At 63.1% G+C, this 22061-nt stretch carries 23 protein-coding genes and 1 tRNA gene; 17 read left to right on the forward strand and 7 right to left on the reverse strand.

Annotation, left to right across the window (positions count from 1 at the left end; all coding sequences use genetic code 11):
• Positions 1 to 5: 5 nt before the first annotated feature.
• The 9 genes from G9463_RS03420 to G9463_RS03460 all read left to right on the forward strand — a co-directional run bounded on the left by G9463_RS03420 (position 6) and on the right by G9463_RS03460 (position 9678).
• Positions 6 to 1688, forward strand: coding sequence for an NADH-quinone oxidoreductase subunit D (locus G9463_RS03420; RefSeq protein WP_004957103.1), 1683 nt, complete (start codon positions 6 to 8; stop codon positions 1686 to 1688).
• Positions 1688 to 2731 (forward strand): complex I subunit 1 family protein, encoded by a 1044-nt coding sequence (locus G9463_RS03425; RefSeq protein WP_004957106.1) that lies wholly within the window; start codon positions 1688 to 1690, stop codon positions 2729 to 2731. The genes G9463_RS03420 and G9463_RS03425 overlap by 1 nt, the downstream gene beginning before the upstream one ends.
• 43 nt (positions 2732 to 2774) lie before the next feature.
• Positions 2775 to 3236: an NADH-quinone oxidoreductase subunit I gene (locus tag G9463_RS03430; protein WP_004518194.1), complete on the forward strand. Its 462-nt coding sequence runs from the start codon at positions 2775 to 2777 to the stop codon at positions 3234 to 3236.
• A 292-nt stretch (positions 3237 to 3528) separates the two neighbouring features.
• Positions 3529 to 3798 carry an NADH-quinone oxidoreductase subunit J gene (locus G9463_RS03435; RefSeq protein WP_004518193.1) on the forward strand — a complete coding sequence of 90 codons (270 nt, stop codon included), beginning with the start codon at positions 3529 to 3531 and terminating at the stop codon, positions 3796 to 3798.
• A complete protein-coding gene (locus G9463_RS03440) occupies positions 3795 to 4193 on the forward strand; it encodes a hypothetical protein (RefSeq protein WP_004957109.1) in 399 nt (132 codons plus the stop codon). Before G9463_RS03435 ends, G9463_RS03440 begins: the two co-directional genes overlap by 4 nt.
• Positions 4190 to 4492: an NADH-quinone oxidoreductase subunit NuoK gene (gene nuoK / locus G9463_RS03445; RefSeq protein ID WP_004591676.1), complete on the forward strand. Its 303-nt coding sequence runs from the start codon at positions 4190 to 4192 to the stop codon at positions 4490 to 4492. Before G9463_RS03440 ends, nuoK begins: the two co-directional genes overlap by 4 nt.
• Before the next feature lie 3 nt (positions 4493 to 4495).
• A complete protein-coding gene (nuoL, locus tag G9463_RS03450) occupies positions 4496 to 6592 on the forward strand; it encodes an NADH-quinone oxidoreductase subunit L (RefSeq protein ID WP_165895964.1) in 2097 nt (698 codons plus the stop codon).
• Complete coding sequence (locus G9463_RS03455) at positions 6592 to 8127, forward strand: NuoM family protein (protein ID WP_165895965.1); 1536 nt, start codon at positions 6592 to 6594, stop codon at positions 8125 to 8127. The genes nuoL and G9463_RS03455 overlap by 1 nt, the downstream gene beginning before the upstream one ends.
• Complete coding sequence (locus tag G9463_RS03460; RefSeq protein WP_007190797.1) at positions 8128 to 9678, forward strand: NADH-quinone oxidoreductase subunit N; 1551 nt, start codon at positions 8128 to 8130, stop codon at positions 9676 to 9678.
• Positions 9679 to 9727: 49 nt separating this feature from the next.
• Here G9463_RS03460 and G9463_RS03465 read toward each other — a convergent pair whose 3' ends face one another.
• On the reverse strand, positions 9728 to 10675 hold the full coding sequence (locus G9463_RS03465) for an MBL fold metallo-hydrolase (protein ID WP_165895966.1): 948 nt from the start codon (positions 10673 to 10675) through the stop codon (positions 9728 to 9730).
• A 148-nt stretch (positions 10676 to 10823) separates the two neighbouring features.
• Here G9463_RS03465 and G9463_RS03470 point away from each other — a divergent pair, with 148 nt between their 5' ends.
• From G9463_RS03470 to G9463_RS03490, 5 genes are all read left to right on the forward strand, one after another.
• A complete protein-coding gene (locus G9463_RS03470; RefSeq protein WP_165895967.1) occupies positions 10824 to 11093 on the forward strand; it encodes a hypothetical protein in 270 nt (89 codons plus the stop codon).
• A 48-nt stretch (positions 11094 to 11141) separates the two neighbouring features.
• Positions 11142 to 11216: transfer RNA gene (locus G9463_RS03475), tRNA-Val, on the forward strand.
• 338 nt (positions 11217 to 11554) lie between these two features.
• Entirely contained in the window at positions 11555 to 12304 is a 750-nt protein-coding gene (locus tag G9463_RS03480) for a pirin family protein (protein WP_165895968.1), read from the forward strand.
• A 95-nt stretch (positions 12305 to 12399) separates the two neighbouring features.
• Positions 12400 to 12960, forward strand: a complete 561-nt coding sequence (locus tag G9463_RS03485; RefSeq protein ID WP_049939154.1) for an NAD(P)/FAD-dependent oxidoreductase — start codon at positions 12400 to 12402, stop codon at positions 12958 to 12960.
• A gap of 94 nt (positions 12961 to 13054) precedes the next feature.
• Positions 13055 to 13468, forward strand: coding sequence for a DoxX family membrane protein (locus tag G9463_RS03490; protein ID WP_007190793.1), 414 nt, complete (start codon positions 13055 to 13057; stop codon positions 13466 to 13468).
• Between the two features lie 20 nt (positions 13469 to 13488).
• Here the strand turns inward: G9463_RS03490 and G9463_RS03495 are convergent, their stop codons facing one another.
• The 4 genes from G9463_RS03495 to G9463_RS03510 all read right to left on the reverse strand — a co-directional run bounded on the left by G9463_RS03495 (position 13489) and on the right by G9463_RS03510 (position 16311).
• On the reverse strand, positions 13489 to 14103 hold the full coding sequence (locus G9463_RS03495) for a TetR/AcrR family transcriptional regulator (protein WP_004957127.1): 615 nt from the start codon (positions 14101 to 14103) through the stop codon (positions 13489 to 13491).
• A gap of 111 nt (positions 14104 to 14214) precedes the next feature.
• On the reverse strand, positions 14215 to 14562 hold the full coding sequence (locus G9463_RS03500) for a TRAM domain-containing protein (RefSeq protein WP_004957129.1): 348 nt from the start codon (positions 14560 to 14562) through the stop codon (positions 14215 to 14217).
• 54 nt (positions 14563 to 14616) lie between these two features.
• Entirely contained in the window at positions 14617 to 14994 is a 378-nt protein-coding gene (locus tag G9463_RS03505; protein ID WP_007190792.1) for a hypothetical protein, read from the reverse strand.
• Positions 14995 to 15069: 75 nt separating this feature from the next.
• Complete coding sequence (locus G9463_RS03510) at positions 15070 to 16311, reverse strand: hypothetical protein (RefSeq protein ID WP_165895969.1); 1242 nt, start codon at positions 16309 to 16311, stop codon at positions 15070 to 15072.
• 90 nt (positions 16312 to 16401) lie between these two features.
• On the opposite strand from G9463_RS03510, the gene G9463_RS03515 reads away from it, so the two are divergent.
• Complete coding sequence (locus tag G9463_RS03515) at positions 16402 to 16860, forward strand: DUF6653 family protein (protein ID WP_007190790.1); 459 nt, start codon at positions 16402 to 16404, stop codon at positions 16858 to 16860.
• Positions 16861 to 16940: 80 nt separating this feature from the next.
• Here G9463_RS03515 and G9463_RS03520 read toward each other — a convergent pair whose 3' ends face one another.
• Positions 16941 to 17987 (reverse strand): phytoene/squalene synthase family protein, encoded by a 1047-nt coding sequence (locus G9463_RS03520; protein ID WP_004957137.1) that lies wholly within the window; start codon positions 17985 to 17987, stop codon positions 16941 to 16943.
• Between the two features lie 151 nt (positions 17988 to 18138).
• On the opposite strand from G9463_RS03520, the gene G9463_RS03525 reads away from it, so the two are divergent.
• Positions 18139 to 18366 (forward strand): hypothetical protein, encoded by a 228-nt coding sequence (locus G9463_RS03525; RefSeq protein ID WP_241244130.1) that lies wholly within the window; start codon positions 18139 to 18141, stop codon positions 18364 to 18366.
• 146 nt (positions 18367 to 18512) lie between these two features.
• Positions 18513 to 19850 carry a glycoside hydrolase family 68 protein gene (locus tag G9463_RS03530; RefSeq protein ID WP_127014812.1) on the forward strand — a complete coding sequence of 446 codons (1338 nt, stop codon included), beginning with the start codon at positions 18513 to 18515 and terminating at the stop codon, positions 19848 to 19850.
• Positions 19851 to 19894: 44 nt separating this feature from the next.
• On the opposite strand, the gene G9463_RS03535 is transcribed toward G9463_RS03530, so the two are convergent.
• Entirely contained in the window at positions 19895 to 22006 is a 2112-nt protein-coding gene (locus G9463_RS03535) for a GH32 C-terminal domain-containing protein (protein ID WP_127014813.1), read from the reverse strand.
• Positions 22007 to 22061 lie beyond the last annotated feature (55 nt).

Genomic DNA, 22061 nt, shown 5'->3' on the forward strand with positions numbered 1-22061 from the left:
TTGCCATGAGTTTAGAAAAACCATCACGCGATACGGCGCTCGATGTCGGCGTTACGGAGGACGGCCTTGATTACGACGCGCTCGCGGACCTGCTCGGTGGCCACGTCCTCGACCGTGAGGAACACGTCAACGCTGAAGGGTTCGTCATCCGTCCCGATGAGGTTCAGGAAGTCCTTTCGACGCTGAAAGAGGAAGCTGGGTTCGACCACTGCGCCTGTGTCACGGCACAGGAGTACGACGACCGGTACGAATCCATCTACCACCTGCGGAAGTACAACGACCCGACACAGGAGCTGTCGATTGTCGTCCCCTCGCCGAAAGACGACCCGCACAACGAGTCGGCCGCTCGCGTTTACGACACCGCAGACTGGCACGAGCGGGAGGCCTACGACTTGGTCGGTATCGACTACGACGACCACCCGGACCTCCGGCGCATCCTGCTGCCCGAGACCTGGCAGGGCCACCCCCTGAGCCAGGACTACAATCAGGACCAGCCACAGATCGTCTCACTGCGCGAGCACGCGAACCCACTGAAAGACGACAAGCGCAGCGAGGACGACCCGGACACGATGTTCGTCAATATCGGTCCGCACCACCCGGCGACCCACGGCGTGCTCCACGTCGAGACGGTGCTTGACGGCGAGCAGATCGCCGACCTCGAACCCGATATCGGCTACCTGCACCGCTGTGAGGAGCAGATGTGCCAGCAGGGCACCTACCGCCACCAGATCATGCCGTACCCGGACCGGTGGGACTACATTTCTGCTGGGATCCTCAACGAATGGGCGTACGCGCGCGCAGCCGAGGACCTCGCGGACATCGACGTTCCCGAGTACGCGCAGGTCATCCGGACGATGTCGGCGGAGATGTGCCGGATCGCCTCGCACGAACTCGCGCTGGCGACGTTTGCGCTGGACGTGTTCGGCGACTTCACCGCTGTCTTCCAGTACGGCATCCGCGACCGCGAAATCGTCCAGAACCTGCTGGAAGACCTGACCGGCCAGCGGCTGATGTTCAATTACCTCCGGCTGGGTGGCGTTGCCTGGGACCTGCCCGAGCCCCGCGAGGAGTACTTCGAGAAGATCCGTGACTTCCTCGATGACCTCCCGCACAAGCTCGAAGAGATCCACGACCTCGTCACCGGTAACGAGATCTTCCAGATGCGGTGTGTCGACACCGGCGTCCTCTCCCCGGAGCAGGTCAAGCAGTACGGCGCGACCGGTCCCGTGGCACGCGGCTCGGGCGTCGACTACGATATCCGGCGCGACGACCCATACGGCTACTACGACGAACTCGACTGGAACGTCGTCACCGAGCAGGGCGGCGACAACTTCAGTCGCGTTCTCGTCCGCCTTCGTGAGGTCGAGGAGTCCGCCCGCATCATCGAGCAGTGTGTCGACCTGCTGGAGCAGTGGCCGGAAGACGACCGCGAGATTCAGGCCAACGTCCCGCGGACGCTCCGCCCGGACCCTGACAAGGAGATCTACCGCTCCGTCGAGGGCGCGAAGGGCGAACTCGGCATCTACATCCGCTCGGATGGGACGGACAAGCCGGCCCGGTTCAAGATCCGCAGCCCGTGCTTCTCGAACCTGCAGACGCTGCCGGAGATGTCTCAGGGCGAGTACATCCCTGACATGATCGCCTCGCTCGGGAGCCTCGACATTGTCCTCGGGGAGGTGGACCGGTAATGCAGTCGGCGCCGTTACCGGAAACGCTCGCGAACCTGCTTGGGCTTGATCCCAACAGCACGGCCGTGATGATCCTGTTGAGTCTCGTTGGGGCTGGTCTCATCGGGACGCTCATGATGACGAACACGGCGCTTGCCGGTCCGTGGGCAAAGCGAAAGATTACGGCCGCGTTCACCGACCGTATCGCCGTCGACCGTATCGGCCCGTACGGGCTGTTCATTATCGTGGCTGACGCCGTTCGCCTGCTGTCGAAGGAACTCATCGTTCCCGAAGGCGTCGACCGACCGGCGTGGGACCTCGCGCCGCTGATTATCGCCAGTACCGCGCTGCTTGGTTTTGCTGTGATTCCGATGGGGAACGGCATCCATCTCGCCGACCCCGAAGTCGGACTGGCGTACGTGTTCGCCGTGGCCTCGACCACGTCGATTGGCCTCGTGATGGCCGGCTACGCATCGAACAACAAGTACTCATTCCTTGGCGGGCTGCGCGCCGTCGCGCAGAACCTCGCCTACGAGATCCCGCTCATCCTGACCGGCGCGTCGGTGGTTATCTTCGCCGGCTCGCTCCAGATGAGCGAGATCGTCGCCGCACAGCAGCAGTCGCTGATCGGCCCGCTGCCGTCGTGGTATGCGTTCGTGAACCCCTTCGCGTTCGTGCTGTTCATGATCGCAAACCTCGCGGAGGTCGGCCGGAATCCGTTCGACATCCCGGAGGCACCAACCGAGATTGTCGCTGGCTACCAGACCGAGTACTCCTCGGTGTACTTCGTCCTGATTTACCTCGGGGAGTTCATCCACATCTTCCTCGGTGGGGCGATCATCGCCACGATTTTCCTCGGTGGACCGGCCGGTCCGGTCCTACCGGGCATCGTCTGGTTCCTCATCAAGATCTGGGGCGTCTTCCTGTTCACGCAGTGGGCCCGCTCGGCGGTCCCGCGTGTCCGGATCGACCAGCTCATCGAAATCGGCTGGAAGGGAATGCTGGTGCTCTCGCTGGCGAACCTGCTGCTGACCGCGGTTATCGTCGGGGTGACCGTCCAATGACGGCCACGCGAACCGACCCACGAGCGACCGGAGGAGACCTCTCATGATTGGAATCCTGAAATCAATGGCGACGACGATGAAACACGCCCTCGACGGGGAGACGTTCACGGTGGAATACCCGGACGTCGCCCCTGAGGTGAGTCCCCGCTTCCGCGGCGTCCACAAGTGGAGCCAGGAGCGGTGTATCTGGTGCCGGCAGTGTGAAAACGTCTGCCCGAACAACACCATCCAGATCGTGATGGACGAGCAGCGCAACGGCGAGCAGTACAACCTCCACATCGGCCAGTGTATCTACTGCCGACTGTGCGAGGAAGTCTGCCCAACCGACGCGATCCTGCTGACCCAGAACTTCGAGTTCACCGCGGACACGAAAGACGAGTTCGCCTACGACAAGGAACAGCTCAAGAACGTGCCGTGGTACAAGGATATCGACCCACTGGAGTCCCGCGAACCTGACCGGGGCGCGTGGATCGGCGAGGGCGACGGCGAAGTCGACTACCAGTAATTCTTCGACGGACTTTCAGCGGGTTTCTATCAATACACCCGAAGCGACTGCGCCATTCTGCCTAGCACCGGCCTCTTCGGAATGGCCACAGCCGTTGAGAGGCCAGATTTACAGTGTCGAGTCGGGATGGAGTAACGGTATGCGCCACCGTGAATGAGGATTCTTTAACACTTTTTCGCCAGCAAGACGGGAGTGCCCCGAAATCTGGGGGGTTATCCCGGCAAACAGTGGCTCTACTGGCGAGACGAAAGAGGAATCTTCAAAGGGACGCCGCAAAGAGTCTCCAAGTAAGATGGCACTGGCAGAGTCAATTGCGTTCGCGCTGTTCGCTATCGTAACGGTGGGCAGCGCTGCGGGCGTCGTGTTAGTCCGGGACGTCTGGCACTCGGCGCTGTTACTGGGCGTGTCCCTTATCAGCGTCGCAGTGTTTTACGTCATGAACCAGGCGGCGTTCGTCGCAACGATGCAGATCCTGGTGTATGTCGGCGGCGTCCTCATTCTCATCACCTTCGCGGTGATGCTGACCCGCGAGGACGAGTCGGTGATCGAGGTGACACCATGACCACAAAACCCGAACTACAGACGGAGGGGAGTTTCGTCGCTGGACTGGCCGCAATCGCCTTGTTCGTCGTTCTCGGTGCAGTGTTCATGGGCGTCTCGTTTCCCGCACCAGCGGGCTTTGGCGAGGGAGCGGCGATAACCAAGAGCCTCGGCGCGGCGCTGTTCGATATCGCCCCGAGCGCGATTATGGGCGAGGGTGAGACGGCCGTTCCCGGTGAAGGGTTCCTCGTCGCCTTCGAGATCATCGACATCGTGCTGGTGGCCGCGCTCGTCGGGGCCGTCATGCTTGCCCGACGCGAAGTTGCCGGCGAATCGGTAACGCTCGGCGTCGAAACCACGGACGACGACGACATGGCCGTTGCCGCTGACGGTGGCCCGGGAGGTGACGACTCGTGATTCCGGCTGAGACGTATCTCCTCCTGTCGGCGGCCATATTCTGTATCGGCCTGTTCGGCATCCTCACGCGACGGAACGCGCTCATCTTCCTGATGTCCGTCGAGCTGATGTTGAACGCTGCGAACATCAACCTCGTCGCGTTCTCGCTGCAACACGGGAACCTCACCGGCCAGGTGTTCAGCCTGTTCACGATGGCACTCGCCGCTGCAGAGGTCGCCATCGGGATTGGTATCGTCCTGGTCCTGTACCGCAACTTCACAGACGTGGACGTGACGAAGGCGACGACGATGAGGTGGTAACAGATGGCTGCATTCACATACGCTCCGGCGATTGTCCTGCTGCCGTTCGTATCGTTCCTCGTCGCGCTGTTTGCCGGCGACCGCATGCCGAAAGGCGGTGCGCTCGCAGGCATTACCGCGACGGGTGGGTCGCTCCTGCTGTCGATCTGGGTCGCGCTAACGGTGGCCGGCGGTGAGGTCCACAACGAGATACTGTACACGTGGACCGCAAGCGTCGAGTCACTTCGGCTGAACTTCGGCCTGCTACTTGACCCGCTGTCGGCGCTCATGCTGCTTATCGTCTGTCTCATCTCGTTCCTCGTCCACATCTTCTCGCTTGGATACATGAACGACGAGGGCGAGAGTGGCCTCCCGCGCTATTACGCCGGGCTCGGCCTGTTCACGGCGAGCATGCTCGGGTTCGTCGTCGCCAACAACCTCCTGATGGCGTTCATGTTCTTCGAGCTGGTGGGCCTGTGTTCGTACCTGCTCATCGGCTTCTGGTTCCGCGACGACGGCCCGCCGAGCGCCGCGAAGAAGGCGTTCTTGGTCACCCGATTCGGTGACTACTTCTTCCTTATCGGCGTCGTCGGCATCTTCGCCACCTTCGGTACCGGTCTGTTCGCCCCGATTACGCAGGGCGGCGAAGTGGTCGCTGAGAGCTTCCCGATGCTTGCCGAACACGCTCTCGTTGACGGCGAGCTTGAGGGTATCGCGATGCTGGAGACGGTCGGCATGGGCCCACAGGCCTGGTTCACCGTGCTCGGCCTCCTCGTGCTTGGCGGCGTCGTCGGCAAGTCCGCGCAGTTCCCGCTGCACACGTGGCTGCCCGACGCCATGGAAGGTCCGACGCCGGTCTCGGCCCTGATTCACGCAGCGACGATGGTCGCAGCTGGTGTGTACCTCGTCGCGCGTATGTACGGCTTCTACGCGCTTTCGCCGACGGCACTGGCCGTCATCGCCCTTATCGGCGGCTTCACCGCACTGTTTGCGGCAACGATGGGCCTGGTCAAACAGGAAATCAAGCAAGTGCTCGCGTACTCCACCATCTCCCAGTACGGGTACATGATGCTCGCGCTGGGCTCGGGTGGCTACATCGCCGCCGTCTTCCACCTGACCACCCACGCCGTGTTCAAAGCGCTGCTCTTCCTCGGCGCAGGGTCGGTCATCATCGCCATGCACCACAACGAGAATATGTGGGACATGGGCGGCCTGAAAGACCGGATGCCGGTGACCTACTGGACGTTCCTCGCTGGCTCGCTCGCACTGGCTGGCATCGTTCCCTTCGCCGGCTTCTGGTCCAAGGACGAGGTGCTGTACGAGGCGCTTATCCACGGCTTCGGCACTGAGGGTGGTCTCGGCACAGCCTATCTCGTCGCGTACGCGATGGGGCTGCTGGCCGTGTTCTTCACCGGCTTCTACACCTTCCGGATGGTGTACCTGACCTTCCACGGTGACGCCCGCTCGGACACCGCGCGTGACCCCGAGCCCGTCCGCTGGAACGTCAAGGGCCCGCTGACGGTGCTTGGCATCCTCGCAACGACCATCGGGTTCATCAACATGGCCCCGGTCAAGAAGCTCACCGGCGCGGAGATCGACTTCCTCCACAAATGGCTGACCGGGCCGGAGGAGGGCGGCTGGCCGGCGCTCCTTTCGACAGACCTGCACCACTACGAGGAGCTGCTCCACAATGTGCCCCACGTCGACCCAGCGTATCCGCTGGGTGGTGAAACCGGGACGCTGCTGGCTTCAGCGGCTCTCTCACTCGGACTGGCACTCGCCGGTGTGTTCGTCGCCCGGAGCCTCTATGCCGGTGCCGACCCGGTTGAGCATACCGACAAGCTTGGCGGTCTGAAGACGCTACTTATGCACAACTACTATCAGGACGAATATCAGGTGTGGCTCGCGACGGGTGTCACCTACCCGCTCGCCCGTGTGATGAACAAGTTCGACCAGGGTGTCGTCGACGGTGTCGTCAACGGCATCTCCAGCGTCAGCCTGTTCGGCGGCAGCCGCATCCGACGCATCCAGTCCGGCGTCGTCAGCAACTACGCGACGCTGCTGACGCTTGGACTCGTGCTCTTGCTTGCTGCCTTCGGCATCATGGGAGGGTGGTTCTGATGTGGGTCGCCGCGCTCCTGCTCGTGACCCTGCTGGGAACCGGCCTCGTGTTCCTCTCGCCTGACCGGTACGCCGGAAAGCTCGCCGCAGCCGTCAGTGCGGTGCCGGCACTTGGCAGCATCTACATGTACTGGGTGTACCTCACGCAGTACGGCGGGACGGGCAACGCACTGCTGTCGCCCGCCGACATCGCGTTCGGCCAGCAGATCCCGTGGATCACGCTGGGTGAGCTGGAAGTGTCGTACTACGTCGGCCTTGACGGCATCAGTATGCCGCTGCTCGCGCTGACGACAGTACTGACGACGCTTGCCATCGTGTCCGCGTGGACGCCCATCGACGAGCGCCAGTCCCAGTTCTACGGGCTGATGCTGTTCATGGAAGTGAGCCTCATCGGCGTGTTCTCCGCGCTCGATTTCTTCCTCTGGTTCGTCTTCTGGGAGGGCGTCCTCATCCCGATGTACCTGCTCATCGGTGTCTGGGGCGGCCCGCGCCGGAAGTACGCCGCGATCAAGTTCTTCGTCTACACGAACGTGGCGTCGCTGGTCATGTTCGCGGGCCTGTTCGCGCTCGTGTTCAGCACTGACCTCACGTCACTGTCCCTGCCCGCGATGGCCGAAGCGTTCCGCACCGCAAGCGGTCTCCCGACCATCGCCGGCGTGAACCTGATGACCATCTCCTTTATCCTGATGTTCTTCGGGTTCGCGGTGAAGGTGCCCGTCTTCCCGCTGCACACGTGGCTGCCAGACGCTCACGTTGAGGCCCCGACGCCGGTGTCGGTCATGCTGGCCGGCGTCCTCCTGAAGATGGGGACCTACGCGCTGCTGCGGTTCAACTTCACGATGCTCGCTGACACGGCACGACAGCTCGCGGTTCCGCTGGCGATTATCGGCGTTGTCAGCGTCATCTACGGCGCGATGCTCGCGCTGGCACAGCGCGACCTCAAGCGCATCGTCGCCTACTCGTCGATTTCGTCGATGGGCTACGTCATCTTGGGTCTAGTCGCGTTCACGCCCTACGGCATGGGCGGGGCGACCTTCCAGATGATCGCCCACGGCCTCATTTCGGGGCTGATGTTCATGTCTGTCGGTGTCATCTACAACACGACGCACACGCGCATGGTCGGCGACATGTCCGGTCTCGCTGACCGTATGCCCTGGACGGTTGGCATCTTCGTCGCCGCCGCCTTCGGCTACATGGGCCTGCCGCTGATGGCTGGCTTCGCCGGGGAGTACTTCATCTTCCAGGGCTCGTTCAACGCGCCGACGCTCGGTGGGGCTGCACCGGTGCTGACCTCACTGGCGATGTTTGGCATCGTCATCGTGGCCGGCTACCTGCTGTGGGCCATGCAGCGCACGCTGTTTGGTGGTTTCAATCTGGAAACAGACTACGAGGTCAGCCCGGCCGCGTTCCACGATGTCGCACCGCTGGCCGTGTTGCTCCTGCTGGTCATCGCACTCGGTGTCGCGCCGGACCTCTCCTTTGGTATGATACAGGACTCGATTTCACCGGTTCTTGATATCGGAGGTGGTGCATAGATGGTCGCACTCCCTGACTGGATGGCGCTTGCTCCGGCACTCTCGCTGGCCCTCGCCTCTCTGGTGTTGTTGCTAGCGGACTCGATTGATCCGGACTCGACGAACACGGGACTGCTGGCCGGTATCTCGGTGCTCGGCTCCCTGCTTTCCTTCGGGTTCGCCGGGTGGTTCATCACCGCCGGGACTGGGATGGCAGACAACACTGGCGTCGCGCTGTTCAACAGCCAGCTCGTCGTCGACCAGATGGCCCTGTTCTTCATGGCCATCGTCGGCAGCGTCACGACCCTGGTCGTGCTCGCGAGCTACGACTACATCACCGAACACAGCTACCAGGCCGAGTTCTTCGCGCTGGTCCTGCTGTCCGCGACTGGGATGAGCCTCCTCAGTGCGGCCAACAGCCTAGCAACGGCCTTCGTCGCACTCGAGCTGGTGTCGCTACCGTCCTACGCGCTCGTCGCCTTCCTCAAGGAGAACAAGGGCAGCGTCGAGGCGGGACTGAAGTACTTCCTCATCGGCGCGGTGTCTTCGGCGGTGCTGGCCTACGGCATCTCGCTGGTGTACGCTGCAACGGGCGTGCTTCGGTTTGACGGCGTCGCAACCGCTATCTCCAGTGGCACGATCCAGACCATCTCCGAGGGGTCGATACAGGCCCAGTCCGGTGACCCTGCCGTCCCGATGGCTATCCTCGGCGTCGGTATCCTGATGATTATCGGCGGCGTCGCGTTCAAGACCGCCTCCGTGCCGTTCCACTTCTGGGCCCCCGAGGCATACGAGGGCGCACCAGCGCCGATCTCGGCGTTCCTCTCCTCGGCGTCGAAGGCCGCCGGCTTCGTGCTGGCGTTCCGCGCGTTCGCCGTTGCGTTCCCCATCGGTGACCTGCTCGCCGCTGGCGGGGCGATCAACTGGGTGATGGCGTTCCAGATCCTCGCTATCGCGACGATGTTCATCGGGAACTTCGCCGCCGCGACCCAAGAGACGGTCAAGCGGATGCTGGCCTACTCCAGCGTCGGTCACGCCGGGTACGTCCTCATCGGACTCGCCGCCGTGTCTGGTTCCGGTGAGGGCCTGAGTCTCAGCCTGAGCGCTGGGATGTCTCACCTGCTCGTCTACGGCTTCATGAACACGGGCGCGTTCCTGTTCATTGCGCTGGCCGAGTACTGGGGCGTCGGCCGCCGCTTCGAGGACTACAACGGCCTCGGCAAGGAAGCGCCGGTCGCCTGCGCGGCGATGACGGTGTTCCTGTTCAGCCTCGCCGGCCTGCCGATCGGCGGCGGGTTCTTCTCGAAGTTCTACCTGTTCTCGGCGACGCTCAACGTCGGCGCGTGGTCACTGGCCGCCGCGCTCATCATCAACAGTGCGCTCAGCCTGTTCTACTACTCTCGCGTCGTCAAGGCGATGTGGATCGAGGAACCGACCGGCAGCCGGACCATTGAGTCGTACCCGATGGGGCTGTACACCGCCGTGGTGGGTGCCGCCATCGTGACGGTGCTACTCGTTCCTGGGTTCAACCGCGTCTCCGAAATCGCGTTCCAGGCCGCGCAGTTGCTGTAACGGACCGACTTCCGTTCCGTTTCTCCCGTTCGTTCAGTGCGGCAGCGGCTTACGCTGATTCGTACACGAAGACGCCGCCGCTCTCGCGTTTTTCCACACGGTCAGTGACTTCGAGTACGTCCAAGTGGCCGACAGCCTCGCTCATCCCGGCGAAGTACTCTGTGGCCGGGAGGTCGCCGAACAGCGCGGTCATCACGTCGCTCGGCGTCGTCGCTCCGCCAGAGACGATGTCGGCGACCTCCGCGGTGCGCTGGTCGTGTTCCGCGAGGATGTCGTCGATGCGTTCCGACGGTGATTCGACGGGCTCGCGGTGGCCGGTGAGAAAGCGGTCGTGACCCTGCTCGCGGAGCCATCGTAGCGAGTCGTTAAATGCCGGTAACACCTTCGGGCGCGTCCCCCTCTCGTCGGGCACCTGCAGGAACGGATTGGGCGTGATGTCACCCAGCACGTTGTCGCCGACAACCGCTTCGCGGCGGCCCTGAAAGTCATATGAGAAGATTATTTCGCCCGCAGAGTGGCCCTGAACGGTGTCGACCGTAAGTTCTGTATCGTCGACGGTGACGGTATCACCGGCCGCGAGCGCGCGGTCGGTGTCGACGCTCTGAGCGTAGGGCAGGAAGGCTTCCGGTAGCTGGGTGACAGTTTCAGCAGTCTCGCGTGAGACACCGCAGCGCTCGAAGAAATCCGCGAAGTAGGACTGCTCAGTGTGCAGTTGCGCCGCAAAATCGCCCATGATTTCTGCTCCCGGTTCGCTGGCGAGGACACGCGCCCCTCGCTCGGCAAACCGGTTCGCCATGCCGAAATGGTCCGGATGCGGGTGTGTGACAAGTACCTGCTCGATGTCATCCGGCGACAGCTCGCGTGCTTCAAGCGCCTCGACCAGACGCGACCACGCTTCCTCGCTGTCGGGGCCCGGATCGACGATAGTTCGTCGCGCGATGTATGCATTGACTGGCCCGACCTGAAACGGCGTCGGAATCGACACCCGTGTGAACATATCTCCTCGTTGCAGGTGGTGGCGCAAAACAGTTCGTACCCGTGCGACACGTTTACCATCGTGGCCGCTCGTCGTCTCTCGGTTACCCGTAGTTCCTCATTGTTTTCCGGGCACAAATGATAAATTCGTCCTTCTCGTAGGGTCAGATATGAACAAACACTTCGAAGACGCACGATACTACCTGAAGCGCGCCGGCAAAACCGCAACCAAGGGCGTCAAAGAGGAACTCGAACCGGTCGAGGAACGGTTCCAAGAACTCACTGGGAAGGAAGTAGAGCCGGAACCCAGCCGACTGGAGGCCGTCAAGGCCGACCTGAAGGAACTGCAGGGAAAAGCAGAGGGGGAAGCCGAGGAAGCGATCGCTGACGCCCGCGAAAAGATCAGCGAGTACCGCGGTACGGAAGAGCAGGAAGCGTAGTCGGAAAGCAATTCTTAAGGGATGCGCTCGAATAGAGTTGAGTGCACTGGGTTGGTGATCTAGTTCGGTTATGATACCTCCTTCACACGGAGGAAGTCGGCGGTTCGAATCCGCCCCAACCCACTTCTGACGCCGACTGCGACGAACCAAGTGAGGAGCCATCGGCGTCTTTATGCGAAATGAGGTTCGAAGCAGGGCAGACGCGCGCAACGAAGTGAGCACGTCTGCACACGGTTCGAATCCGCCCCAACCCATCCGCTCACTGCACGCTTTTGAATGGGGGCGTACGACCGTTTGGGACCATTCTCGTAAGTCGGAGTTGCCACACAGAGTATCCAGAATTAGCCTCGGTGAGCGCAGCACGAGTTTGGTACCACCGTCGTAGCGCCACGGGGAGTCTAGATAGCGGTCGGTTGCGCTGCAGCCACGCCGTTTTTACCGCTCGGTAAACAAGGAAGTGTATGACCGAAAGCGAGTCGCGGGCGTCGGCTGTCGGGCCGCTATCCGGAGAGAAAGTCCGGCATGGGACGGGCGTGAATTCGAATCGTGCGTTTCCGACGGACAGCTATCCGTACAATCTGGACCCGTTTGTCCTGTTCGAGCAGTTCTACATCGACCCCGACAACGGGTTTCCGATGCACCCCCATCGCGGGTTCGAGATCGTCTCGTACATGATTGAGGGTGGTATGGAGCACGAAGACTCGCTGGGCGTTGCAAATACCGCATACGAGAACGACGCGATGCGTATCACGACCGGGAGCGGGATACGCCACTCCGAATTCCCCGCCGACGGGCAGGCCTGCACCGGCCTCCAGCTCTGGGTGAACCTGCCGCAGGCGGAGAAGGACGCTGACCCGGACTACGGCGATGCGACGGCCGACACGCTGCCGACGGCGGAGCAGGGCAGCGCGACGGTCACGACAGTTATCGGCGAGGGCTCACCGATCAGCCTCCATACGCCGATGGAGTATCTCGATGCCGCCGTGGCCGACACATGGACGTGGTCGGTCCCGGAAGGGTGGTCCGGATTTCTCTACGGTGTCGCCGGCGACGGAACGGTCGAGGGGCAACCGTTCACTGCGGGTGATGTGCTGCCGGTCACTGACACGCGGTCGGTGACGCTCCAGAGCGATGACTCACTCCGCGTCGTCGCCGTCTCGGGTCGCCCGCACGGCGAGCCGATTCGACAGCGCGGACCGTACGTTCTGTAAGTGAGGGCGTCGCGTGGGTCAGGGCCAGACGTGAGGCTTCGACTATATTTTACCAGATGGTAAAACTCTTCTGTGGGCGGTCCGTGTCCTGTAACATGGCAGATGTAGCAGTTGTCGGCGGCGGCCCCGCCGGCCTGAGTGCGGCACAGTACGCTGCGAAGAACGACCTCGAAACGATCACCTTCGATACGGACGAGTCGTGGATGCACAAGGCGCACCTGTTCAATTACCCCGCCGTGCGCTCAATTAGCGGCGAGGAGTTCCTCACGATTGCCCGTGGGCAGGCCCGGGACCGTGGCGCAACGCTGTACGAGACAGAAGTCACGGCCATCGAACAGACTGACGACGGATTTGTCCTCACAACGGACGACGACGAGTACACCGCGGAGTACGTCGTTCTCGCGACTGGTGGTGACCGAAGCCTCGCCGAGGATCTCGGCTGTGCGTTCACCGATGAGGATGTCGTCGACGTGACTGTCGACATGGAAACGTCGGTCGAGAACGTGTACGCGACCGGTGCGATGGGGCGAGCGGAGAAGTGGCAGGCGGTCATCGCAGCCGGTGACGGTGCTGCCGCTGTTCTCGACATTCTCTCGAAAGAGAAAGGCGAGTACTACCACGACTTCGATATGCCGTCAGACGTGCCGGAACTCTAACGATGCAGCCAGAATCGACTCCCACAATGAATTCCGCTACTATCCCGAATCACACTGCTGGAAACGCCCGCGTTGGCTCGGTGGTGAGTTTGTGATGGCACCCGAACTCAACGTCGTGTTGCTCGTCGCCGGCCGTGTCCTCTTCGGCGGCGTGCTCGCCTTTACGGGCCTGAGCCACTTTACGCAGACCGAACAGATGGCCGGCTACGCCGAGTACAAGGGCCTCCCGGCGCCGAGATTCTCCGTCCTCGCGTCCGGTGGGCTCCTCATCCTTGGCGGGCTCGGTGTGACCGTGGGTGTCTTCCCAGTCGTCGCAGCGGTCGCCCTCGCCGTGTTCCTCATCGTCTCGGCGGTTGCGATGCACGACTTCTGGGCCGTGCCGGACGAGGACCGGCAGGACGAACTGAACAGTTTCCTGAAGAACGTGACGCTTGCAGGCGGGGCGCTCGTCGTCGCGGCGTCGGCAACTGGAACATGGGCGCTCAGCGTCGGTATTAGCCCCCTCTGACGCTGCCTTTTCAGCCCAATCTACTGCGGCGGGTACAGCGAGTCGAGAATAAAGTCGTTGACGGCCCGCTTGGCCTCGTCGGGTGCGTCCTCGTGGCCAAGCGCAATCCGCCGGCCGCGGGCCGCGTGAATCACGTCCGTGATGAGCTGCCCCATCAGTTCAGCGTCAACATCGCGAAACGTGCCCTGCTCGACTCCGTCTTCGATGACTGTGGAGATGCTTTTGCGAAGTCGGTCGTAGTGCTCGTTGAACAGCGCCCGGTGCTCGTCGTCGTTTTGCGCGTAGGCGTACAGCTCGTGGTACACCTTCATCCGGTCCCAGTGTGAGAAGTCGTCGAATTCCGGACCGAACAGGCACCGGTCGATGCGGACATCGAGTTCTGTACGGGGGTCGGTTTCATCATCGACTTCGACACTGCCCTCGTACTGGTCGATAATGTACTCCAGAAACGAAGATATCAGGTCGTACTTGCCGTCGAAATGATAGTGGATCACCTGCCGAGACATCTCCATCTCCTCGCCGATGTCCCGGACCCGCAAGTCCTTGTAGCCGTGCTTGCTCAGCGCCCGAAAGGTGGCCTCCATAATGACCTCCCGGGTGTCCTGTGGCGTGCTCTGCCCGTCCGATTCGCTCATGCCCTGTTTTATCGTGGTAGGCACATATCGGTTTCTCCATCCACATCGGGACTGGCGAGTCGGCGTCGGCCAGGCTGTGTTCGCTTCCGCTACTGCCGACGCTCAATTCGCTCAGGCGCGTTCGACGAATCGAGCGTCGGCGGAGGTGTGGCCCCGGTTGAACGACAGCACCGTCGCTCGGATCACATCGCCAGCTGACACCGACGACGGCACGTCTTCGGTGAACAGGACGAAGCCCTCAACTTTCCCAACAGCGACGCGGTCGCCGGAGTGGTGGTCACTGAATTCGGTGATGCCGAACTCGTAGGTCTCCCCGAGTTCGACCGGCGGTTCTCGCTCCTGTGCGGCCTCGTGGGCGCGTTTCGACGCACTGCTGGATGAGCGGCGGGTAATCGCAAACGCCAGCGCGAGGCCCACGGCGAGAGCGGCCCCGCCAGCGGCGAGCCAGAGTGGTTCCATGTCAGGGGTTGCAGGACGAACGGATTAATACCTTTCAGAGTCCGGCGACAGCGCTTACAGTCCGAGGCGGTCCAGAATTCCGCCGCCGGAGTCCGGGTCCCCGCCCGTGGAGTCCCACTCTGTCGGGAGCGCGGCCGCAAGCGACGTGACCTCGTCGTCGCTGTAGCGGGGGTCCTCTGTCGCGTCGTCAAGCCAGTCTGCCCACTCTTCGGCCGTCATCTGACCGTGAGAATCGACTTCCCACTGGTCGACGAGTGCCTCCCGGTCGCGGAACGGGATGTCCATGCCGCTGTCGCCCCAGTACAGCGGGGAGAGCGCGAACTCGTGGGTATCGTCATCCAGCCAGACGAGTCGGTAGGGGTAGTCGTTGTAGCAGAACACGTCGTCGGGCGAAACGACATCGCCGTTGGGGAGCTCCAGGGTCTGAGACATTGTATCACAGTAAGGGCTACCCACGCTTCAGCGTTATGTGTCGGTAGAGCTACTGGAGCGCCTGGATGCCCGCCGCTACGCGAGCGGGTCACACAGCGCCCACTCGTCCGTCTCGGGGTCGAGATTCGAGGGTTCTGCGCCCCGGTCAGTCACGATGCCGGCGTGGTAGTAGATCGCCTTCAGTTGGAACACAGTGGGGGAGTGATAGACGCTGCCGTCGGTGAGTTCCGAGCGGCGGAGTTCCCCGTCGCCGGTCAACACCCGCTGGCGGACGGTCTCGTCGCCGCGGAGGAACAGTTCGACGGTGAACTCGGGGTGCAGCGCGTGGAGGTACGCCACGAATTCGACGAGCGACGGGGAGCCGTAGCCGTCCCGGTGGCAGGCGTAGAGCCCGTCGACGAGGAGGTCCGTGGCCGGATAGTCGGAGACGACACGGCGGACGAGCTGGCCCCACTGTGGCGCGATGTCGATGAATCGCTTGCGGGACCGCTGCCAGTCCTCGAACCGGCGGAGTGCGGCGTCTATGTCGCCGACTGTCCGGAGCGCGAACCGGACAACCTCCCGACCCAGCGGCGTCAGCGTGAGCGTGCCCTGACCGGTGTCGATCAGGTTCAGAAACGCCGCCCCGGCGAGAGCACCGTCGACGGCTCTGACCACGTGAGACGCAAGCAGGTCCCGCGTGTCGCCCTCGTGGTGGACGGCCAGCGGCACCGCAATGTAGTTCTTCGGGTGGTTGAGTCCGAAACTCTGGTCGGCGACACCCTGAGCGCTGGCCTGGAACCGGATCGCCGAAGCGGCGTCCATCGACCCGTGGCCGACCACGCGGGGCCGTTCGAGGACCGAGACTGAGCCATCGGAGTCGATGCCCAGCACGCCGACGTTTAGCTCGCGGGCCATCGTCCGCGCGGCAGTGGAGATGCCACTCCGTGGCGCGGTCAGGAAGGCCACGTTGGCCTCGTTGAGTCGGTCGTGGGCCTGCACGACCCCGCGCTCAGCGTCGACGCCACCGTTGCCGGTGTACCCCTTCGCCTCGATGGCGATCAGCGGCGGCCGGTCACCGAGTCGGTCGACGGACAGCAGGTCCGTCGAGAGCGTCTGTACGCCGACGAGGTCGGGATAGCCCGTTCCGACCCGGACGTGGTTGAACGGCGCGAGCGTCGCCTGCACGGCCGCCTCGATAGGGGTGTCGTCCAGCCAGCGTTGCTGTGCGAACTGCGTGTCCGCGACGACGTAGGCGTCCTCGCGGTCCGCAAACAGCCGGTCTTTCGTCCGGGCGAGTACCTGTGGCTCGGAGAGTCCCGACGCCGCTGTGGCCATAGACGGCGTTCACACAGGGCGGACATGAGTGTTCTGTCCCCGGCTTCGAGTGGCAGTAGCGTTTTCCCTCGACCACGTTGAGTTGGATATATGACAACAGTGCGAGCGGACAGCGTGCGGGATTGGTTCTGGACCCGCCATGCGAATCCAAAGAGCGGCTGGTCGCGCGTGCCGACCGGCGCTGTCATCGTGTACGCAGTGTATCAGCGGGACTGGCGGCTCCTGACTGCGGCCCTCCTGTGGACACTGGTCAATCCAGTCCTGTTTGCCCCGCCCGAGACCGAGGACGCCTGGATGACCCGTGCTGTGCTGGCAGAGCGGTGGTGGCTCGCGGAACAGGCCAACGGGACCATGGGCCTCAGGTACCCGAACATCTGTAACACCGGCGGCGCGCTAGCGTCGGTCGTTGCTCTGTACGCTGCCTGGCGTCGTCGGCCGGTCAGCGCCACAGTCGCAACGCTTGCGATGGGCGGATTGAAGCTCTGGTGGCTCCGCGAACTCGTTCAGAAGTACGACGCACGCGAGGCGGAGACCAGCAGTCACCGATAGGGCGGGGCGCTGTCCGTGTGTATGTGCAACGATGGCCGGGCCACGGACGCGACTGCAAAAGGGAATGTCTCTGGTGGTCGTCAGTACTGGTGGAGCGGCTGTTGGCGGATTTTGGCCCGCAGTTCCCCGATAGAGGGGTCGTTGTCGCCGCCGAACTGCTGTGTCACGGAGTGGACCTCCTCGCGAGAAATTTTGACGTTGCCCTGCTCGATGACGTCGGCGGGTCGTTCGCGTAGTTCACGGATCGTCCCGACCGCGAGCAGGAACGGAATGGCCCACGCTGAGAGGGTGTTACCGCGGGTTTCGGGCATGGCTTCGAGCCACGCCTGTGCGTCGTCGAGATAGCCCTCTGCTCGCTCGGTGACCTGCTCGATGACGGGCACCAGCGAATCGACGTTGCCGGTGTCGCTCACGTCGCTGTGATCAAGCCCCTGTTCGTGGAGTAGTTCCAGCGGGAGGTAGACGTTGTTCTCCTCTTCCATGTCCGTTGCGGCGTCCTTGGCGACGTTGACGAGCTGGAGCAGCAGGGCAAAGGAGCGGGCGTTTTCCTCCATCTGGGCGATCTGCTCGTCGGTGGCTTCATGGGAAACCAGCCCGGTCACCAGCGTGCCCACAGTGCCTGCGGCGTACCAGCAGTACTCTTCGAGTTCGTCGAGCGTCTTGATTCGAAGCCCACCGGCGTCGGCGTAGCGGTCGACGAACATCGCCATCCCATCGACGAGCTCCCGGACCGGCCCGCGGATGGTCTGCGTGGAGTGGTCGTCAAGCGTGTGAAACACGTCGACGATACGGCCCGCGTTCTCGACGACTTCCCAGTCAGCGTTCGTCGTCGTGGGAATCCACTCCTCGACGGCGTCGTGGAACGATGACACGGTCGTCCCGCTCGATGGTTCGAGCGAGCGACTATACGTCTGCAAGAGTTCGGTCTGTACCGCTGGAGGGAGATGGCCGGCGTCCTCAATCGTGTCAGCCACACGACAAAGAAGATAGCCCAGACAGATGTCCCGGGCCATCGGTTCGTTGAGTTCCGAAATTGTGAGACTAAACGTCCGCGACACACGATGGACAGCATCGTAGCACCACTCGATGTCTTCCGAAGACGACCGGTCTGTGTGGTTCTGAGACATTCCCGACATCCGGGGTAGGGCATACGATGATAAAAATGGGACGGCTACGGCGTCAGTTCCGTCCCGGTCACGGTTCGGTGTTCCGACAGACTCACGAGTGTCCGAGCCTATCTTGAGGTATGAACGGCACAGCGATTGGGAGGCCACAACTGTGAATACCCGAGACACAGCGATATTAGTGCTGACGGTTCTCGCTGCTATCATCCTCCCGGGCCTCGCAAACTGGGGATTCAGCACGCTTGGCTACCCCTGGGTCGGGAGCGCTGTCTGGGCGCTGGGGTACGGCCTCGGCGTCGTCTTCATCTGGTATGAGTGGGTCCGGCCGCTCGATATCACCGGCCCAGAGGGTGCCAGCGGAAGTGAGGACTCAAGCGAGTAACGCACTGCTTGCCGGTTCTGAACTACTAACTGTCTGTTTTTTTCAGCCAGCCCTCCCCCGAGAACACACGTATTAGAAAATCTTCATACAACACCCGTGGTACCTTCCCGGCAACATTTATAGCCGTGGTCGGCCCAACGTGAGGTATGACAAACGAGGCGCTCGGCGAGGGTTGTTCCGGAACGAAGGGGCGCGCCGGGTGGACACGCGAGCAGGCGAGTCGGATCGAGCGGACTGACGACACCGTTGCCCCCATCGTCTACCCGCCCCAAACCGAACAGATTCCCGAGGTCCATATCTGGGATACCTGGTTCCTCCGTAACCGCGACGGCACGCTGGCGACAGTCGATGGCTACCGGGTCTGTTTCTCGCTGACCGCCCCATCGGACCTGTTGCCCGGTAAGCGCCACGATGTGGCGACCATCCGCTGTTTCTACTCCGACGACGGTCGCAACTGGCACAACGCCGGCCCGGTGTTCGAGGAGCCGCTGGGCCAGCGCCAGTGGGCCGGGTCGGCACTGTATGACGACGACGGCAGCGTTTATTTGTTCTACACTGCGGCCGGCGAGGAAGGGGCCGAAGACCTGACCTACACACAACGCATCGTCGGCGCGGGCGGCGGCAGCATCGAAACGGCCGACGAGTTCGAGCTTTGCGGTCCGTGGACCCATCACGAACTGCTCCAGCCCGACGGCGACCGCTACGAGCGCGAAGACCAGTCCCGCAGGATGATATACACCTTCCGCGACCCGTGGTTCTTCGAAGACCCAGAAACGGGCGAGACGTGGCTCCTGTTCGAGGCGAACACGCCAGTACCGGAGGGCAGCGACGTCTGTGGTGGCGACGACGCGCTACAGGAATTTAACGGGAGCGTGGGCATCGCTCGCTCGCCGACGGGCGACCCGCTGGCGTGGGAGCTCGAAGACCCACTGCTGGACGCTGTGGGCGTCAATCAGGAACTCGAACGACCCCACGTCGTGTATCGGGACGGCCTCTACTACCTCTTTATCTCCAGCCACCTCCACACGTTCGCGCCGGGCCTTGAGGGGTTCGACGCGCTGTATGGCTTTGTCGCCGAGGACCTCCGCGGCGATTACGTCCCGCTAAACGAGTCGGGCCTCGTCGCTACGAACCCCGAAAACGCGCCGTTCCAGTCCTACTCGTGGATGGCGTTTCCCCACGGCGACGAGGTGCTGGTCCAGAGCTTCTTCAACTACTACGACTTCGACGGCGAGACGCTGGACGAAATCGCCCATCTGTCCGAGTCTGAGCAGATGCGCCGGTTCGGCGGCTCACTCGGCCCGACGCTCCGGCTTGAGGTGGAGGGGAGCCGGACACGCATTATCGGGTCGCTCGGGCACTGGCACATCCCGCTGGACGGCGAGACACTCCCACTGACGGACCGAGAGCTGATTCGGCGCGGGAAACACAACGATACCAGTACCGGTGGCTACGGCGCGCGAGCCGAGGCTGAGCGGAAGTAAAGCGTCTCAAAGCGGTCTTTTCACAGGAATTCGGCCGGGACTGTCTACCAGACAGAGTCCAGTTCCCAGACGTCCAGCGACGCGATAGTCGCGTGCCCGCCCTCGGCCGACAGCGAGATGCCGGTGGCGTCCTCGCGGGTCGGGTACACACGGCTGGTCAGGCAGTGCCGTTCGTTGGCGAACACCTCAACAACGCTCCCGTCGACGAAGACACGCAGCGACAGCGGCGCGTCGTACGGTCGGACTCGCATCGTCTGGGTGTCGCCGGTTGCCTGCGGGTCAGTGCTTGAGGCCGACCGGTCGACGGCGATTTCGCTCTCATACGAGTATCGAATCGGCGTCCGTTCCTCGCCGTCCGGCGATTCGAGGACGGACAGCTCGATGGCCTCGGCGTCTTCCAGTCGAACCGTGGCACGAAGCTCGAATGACCGGCTCTCGACTGACAACTGCTCGGTATCGCCGGCATCGAGGCGCACCACGTCGTAACTGGTGTTCTCGCCCCGTAGCTCTGTGAGCTCAGGAGCTGGCCGCTGGCAGAGGCCGCCGTCGTCGGCCAGCGACAACTCCCGGGGCAGCGACATCGCACCGGACCAGCCGGCGTCCCACTGCCCGCTCACGTCGCGGGCTTCAGGAAGCCATCCCCATGTCAGGATGCGGCCGTCGTCGGTCCACATCGACTGCGGGGCGTAGAAGTCGCCGTGGTCGAGCTTGTCGCGCCGGTCGACATCGAACTCGCCGTCCTCATAGGTGCCGAGAAAGTACACCACGTCCTCGTAGTTCGAGATGTGGAGGAGCTGTCTGTCGCCGAAATCGAGTAGTTCCGGGCACTCCCAGACAGTCCCGGCGGTGTCGCGGTCGCCAGCAAGGATCGGCCCCTGGTACTCCCAGTTCCGGAGGTCGGCGGACTCGTACAGCAGCGCCGCGCCGCCGCCGCCCTCGATACCGGCTCCGATGAGCTGGTACCAAGTTTCGTTCTCGCGCCAGACGCAGTGGTCCCGGAACTCTCCCTCCCAGTCCTCGGTGCGGAGCACTTCCGGTTCGGCCGGTAGCTCCTCGATGATGGGGTTTTCCGGGTCCTTGTCCCAGGCCGTAAGGTCGTCGTCCGCAGCGGTGGCGATACAGGGGAGCTGGCGCTTGTCGCGGCCGCCCGTGTACAGCACGGTCGGAACGCCAGCGTTGTCGACCGCACAGCCGGACCAGCAGCCATCCCGGTCCGGCCCGTCGGGCGAGGGCGTGAGCGCGACGGGGCGGTCCTCCCAGTGGACGAGGTCGTCGCTGACGGCGTGGCCCCAGTGGATCGTGTTGTGAAACGGTCCGGCGGGGTTGTACTGGTAGAACAGGTGATAGCGACCGTTCCAGTGGATGAGCCCGTTCGGGTCGTTGAGCCAGTTTGCCGGCGGCGTCACATGATAGGACGGACGACTCGGGTCGTCGTCGAGACGCTCGCGCAACTGCCCGAGCGTGTCAACATCCTTCGGGCGGCCGGTCAGCGGGTGCCGTTCGTCTGCCGCCAGAAACGCCAGTGCGTTCTCGATGAGCGTCTCGCGGTTGCCCTGACACACGTCGTGGGTCGGCTGTGCGAACGCGACGGAGGACCCGATGCCCAGTACCTGCCCGTCGCCGGGCTCCCAAGAGAGTATCGCCATCTGTTTGACTACATCGGTGTCGCCCCGGATTGTGCTCGCGAGCACGTCCCCTGACCGGGGCGCGATAGACTCGTATCTCGCGTAGGGTATCGTGACACCGGCACCGCGGGTGTGAACGCGAAGGGTGTCGTAGTCTGCGTGAATCGGGTGGTCGTCGTACAGCGCCTGCCAGAGGTGGCCGGTCGGCTCCGGAACCTCTTCCCAGCCGGTGGCGTCTGGCGCGACCTCCTCGAACCCCAGCGGTTCGACAGCCGGGAGCGCACTCAGCGTCAGCAGGAGGGTCCCGCCGTCGCGAACGTACGCAGCCAGCGCCGGTGCGTCAGCCAGCGAGCGCTCGTCGAACAGTTCGTCCCGATGCCACCAGAGGACGTCGTATTCGGTCGGCTCGACCGAAGAGAGTGCACATCGCTCCGCACCGTCGACCGCCTCCTGACACCAGTCGTACGCCGTCGCCTGCTCGTCCGTACAGGCGTCGACGAAGAGACAGCCGATGCGTGACGAATCTGCCATTGCCTCGTTATCTCCTCCTGAAATATAAAAAGATTCGGCAATCGTTTCTGAACGA

Origin of the sequence: Haloarcula sp. JP-Z28 (assembly GCF_011440255.1) — an archaeon.
Lineage (GTDB): Archaea > Halobacteriota > Halobacteria > Halobacteriales > Haloarculaceae > Haloarcula > Haloarcula marismortui.

Excerpts from the sequence above, each read along its gene's own strand:
- G9463_RS03490 (WP_007190793.1), top strand. The coding sequence starts at position 13,055 with ATGGCACCCGAACTCAACGTCGTGTTGCTCGTCGCCGGCCGTGTCCTC.
- G9463_RS03480 (WP_165895968.1), top strand. The coding sequence starts at position 11,555 with ATGACCGAAAGCGAGTCGCGGGCGTCGGCTGTCGGGCCGCTATCCGGA.
- G9463_RS03495 (WP_004957127.1), bottom strand. The coding sequence starts at position 14,103 with ATGAGCGAATCGGACGGGCAGAGCACGCCACAGGACACCCGGGAGGTC.
- G9463_RS03470 (WP_165895967.1), top strand. The coding sequence starts at position 10,824 with ATGAACAAACACTTCGAAGACGCACGATACTACCTGAAGCGCGCCGGC.
- G9463_RS03425 (WP_004957106.1), top strand. The coding sequence starts at position 1,688 with ATGCAGTCGGCGCCGTTACCGGAAACGCTCGCGAACCTGCTTGGGCTT.
- G9463_RS03485 (WP_049939154.1), top strand. The coding sequence starts at position 12,400 with ATGGCAGATGTAGCAGTTGTCGGCGGCGGCCCCGCCGGCCTGAGTGCG.
- G9463_RS03510 (WP_165895969.1), bottom strand. The coding sequence starts at position 16,311 with ATGGCCACAGCGGCGTCGGGACTCTCCGAGCCACAGGTACTCGCCCGG.
- G9463_RS03505 (WP_007190792.1), bottom strand. The coding sequence starts at position 14,994 with ATGTCTCAGACCCTGGAGCTCCCCAACGGCGATGTCGTTTCGCCCGAC.
- G9463_RS03435 (WP_004518193.1), top strand. The coding sequence starts at position 3,529 with ATGGCACTGGCAGAGTCAATTGCGTTCGCGCTGTTCGCTATCGTAACG.
- G9463_RS03500 (WP_004957129.1), bottom strand. The coding sequence starts at position 14,562 with ATGGAACCACTCTGGCTCGCCGCTGGCGGGGCCGCTCTCGCCGTGGGC.
- G9463_RS03460 (WP_007190797.1), top strand. The coding sequence starts at position 8,128 with ATGGTCGCACTCCCTGACTGGATGGCGCTTGCTCCGGCACTCTCGCTG.
- G9463_RS03430 (WP_004518194.1), top strand. The coding sequence starts at position 2,775 with ATGATTGGAATCCTGAAATCAATGGCGACGACGATGAAACACGCCCTC.
- G9463_RS03515 (WP_007190790.1), top strand. The coding sequence starts at position 16,402 with ATGACAACAGTGCGAGCGGACAGCGTGCGGGATTGGTTCTGGACCCGC.
- nuoL (WP_165895964.1), top strand. The coding sequence starts at position 4,496 with ATGGCTGCATTCACATACGCTCCGGCGATTGTCCTGCTGCCGTTCGTA.
- G9463_RS03535 (WP_127014813.1), bottom strand. The coding sequence starts at position 22,006 with ATGGCAGATTCGTCACGCATCGGCTGTCTCTTCGTCGACGCCTGTACG.
- G9463_RS03420 (WP_004957103.1), top strand. The coding sequence starts at position 6 with ATGAGTTTAGAAAAACCATCACGCGATACGGCGCTCGATGTCGGCGTT.
- G9463_RS03465 (WP_165895966.1), bottom strand. The coding sequence starts at position 10,675 with ATGTTCACACGGGTGTCGATTCCGACGCCGTTTCAGGTCGGGCCAGTC.
- G9463_RS03440 (WP_004957109.1), top strand. The coding sequence starts at position 3,795 with ATGACCACAAAACCCGAACTACAGACGGAGGGGAGTTTCGTCGCTGGA.
- G9463_RS03455 (WP_165895965.1), top strand. The coding sequence starts at position 6,592 with ATGTGGGTCGCCGCGCTCCTGCTCGTGACCCTGCTGGGAACCGGCCTC.
- G9463_RS03520 (WP_004957137.1), bottom strand. The coding sequence starts at position 17,987 with ATGTCTCAGAACCACACAGACCGGTCGTCTTCGGAAGACATCGAGTGG.
- G9463_RS03530 (WP_127014812.1), top strand. The coding sequence starts at position 18,513 with ATGACAAACGAGGCGCTCGGCGAGGGTTGTTCCGGAACGAAGGGGCGC.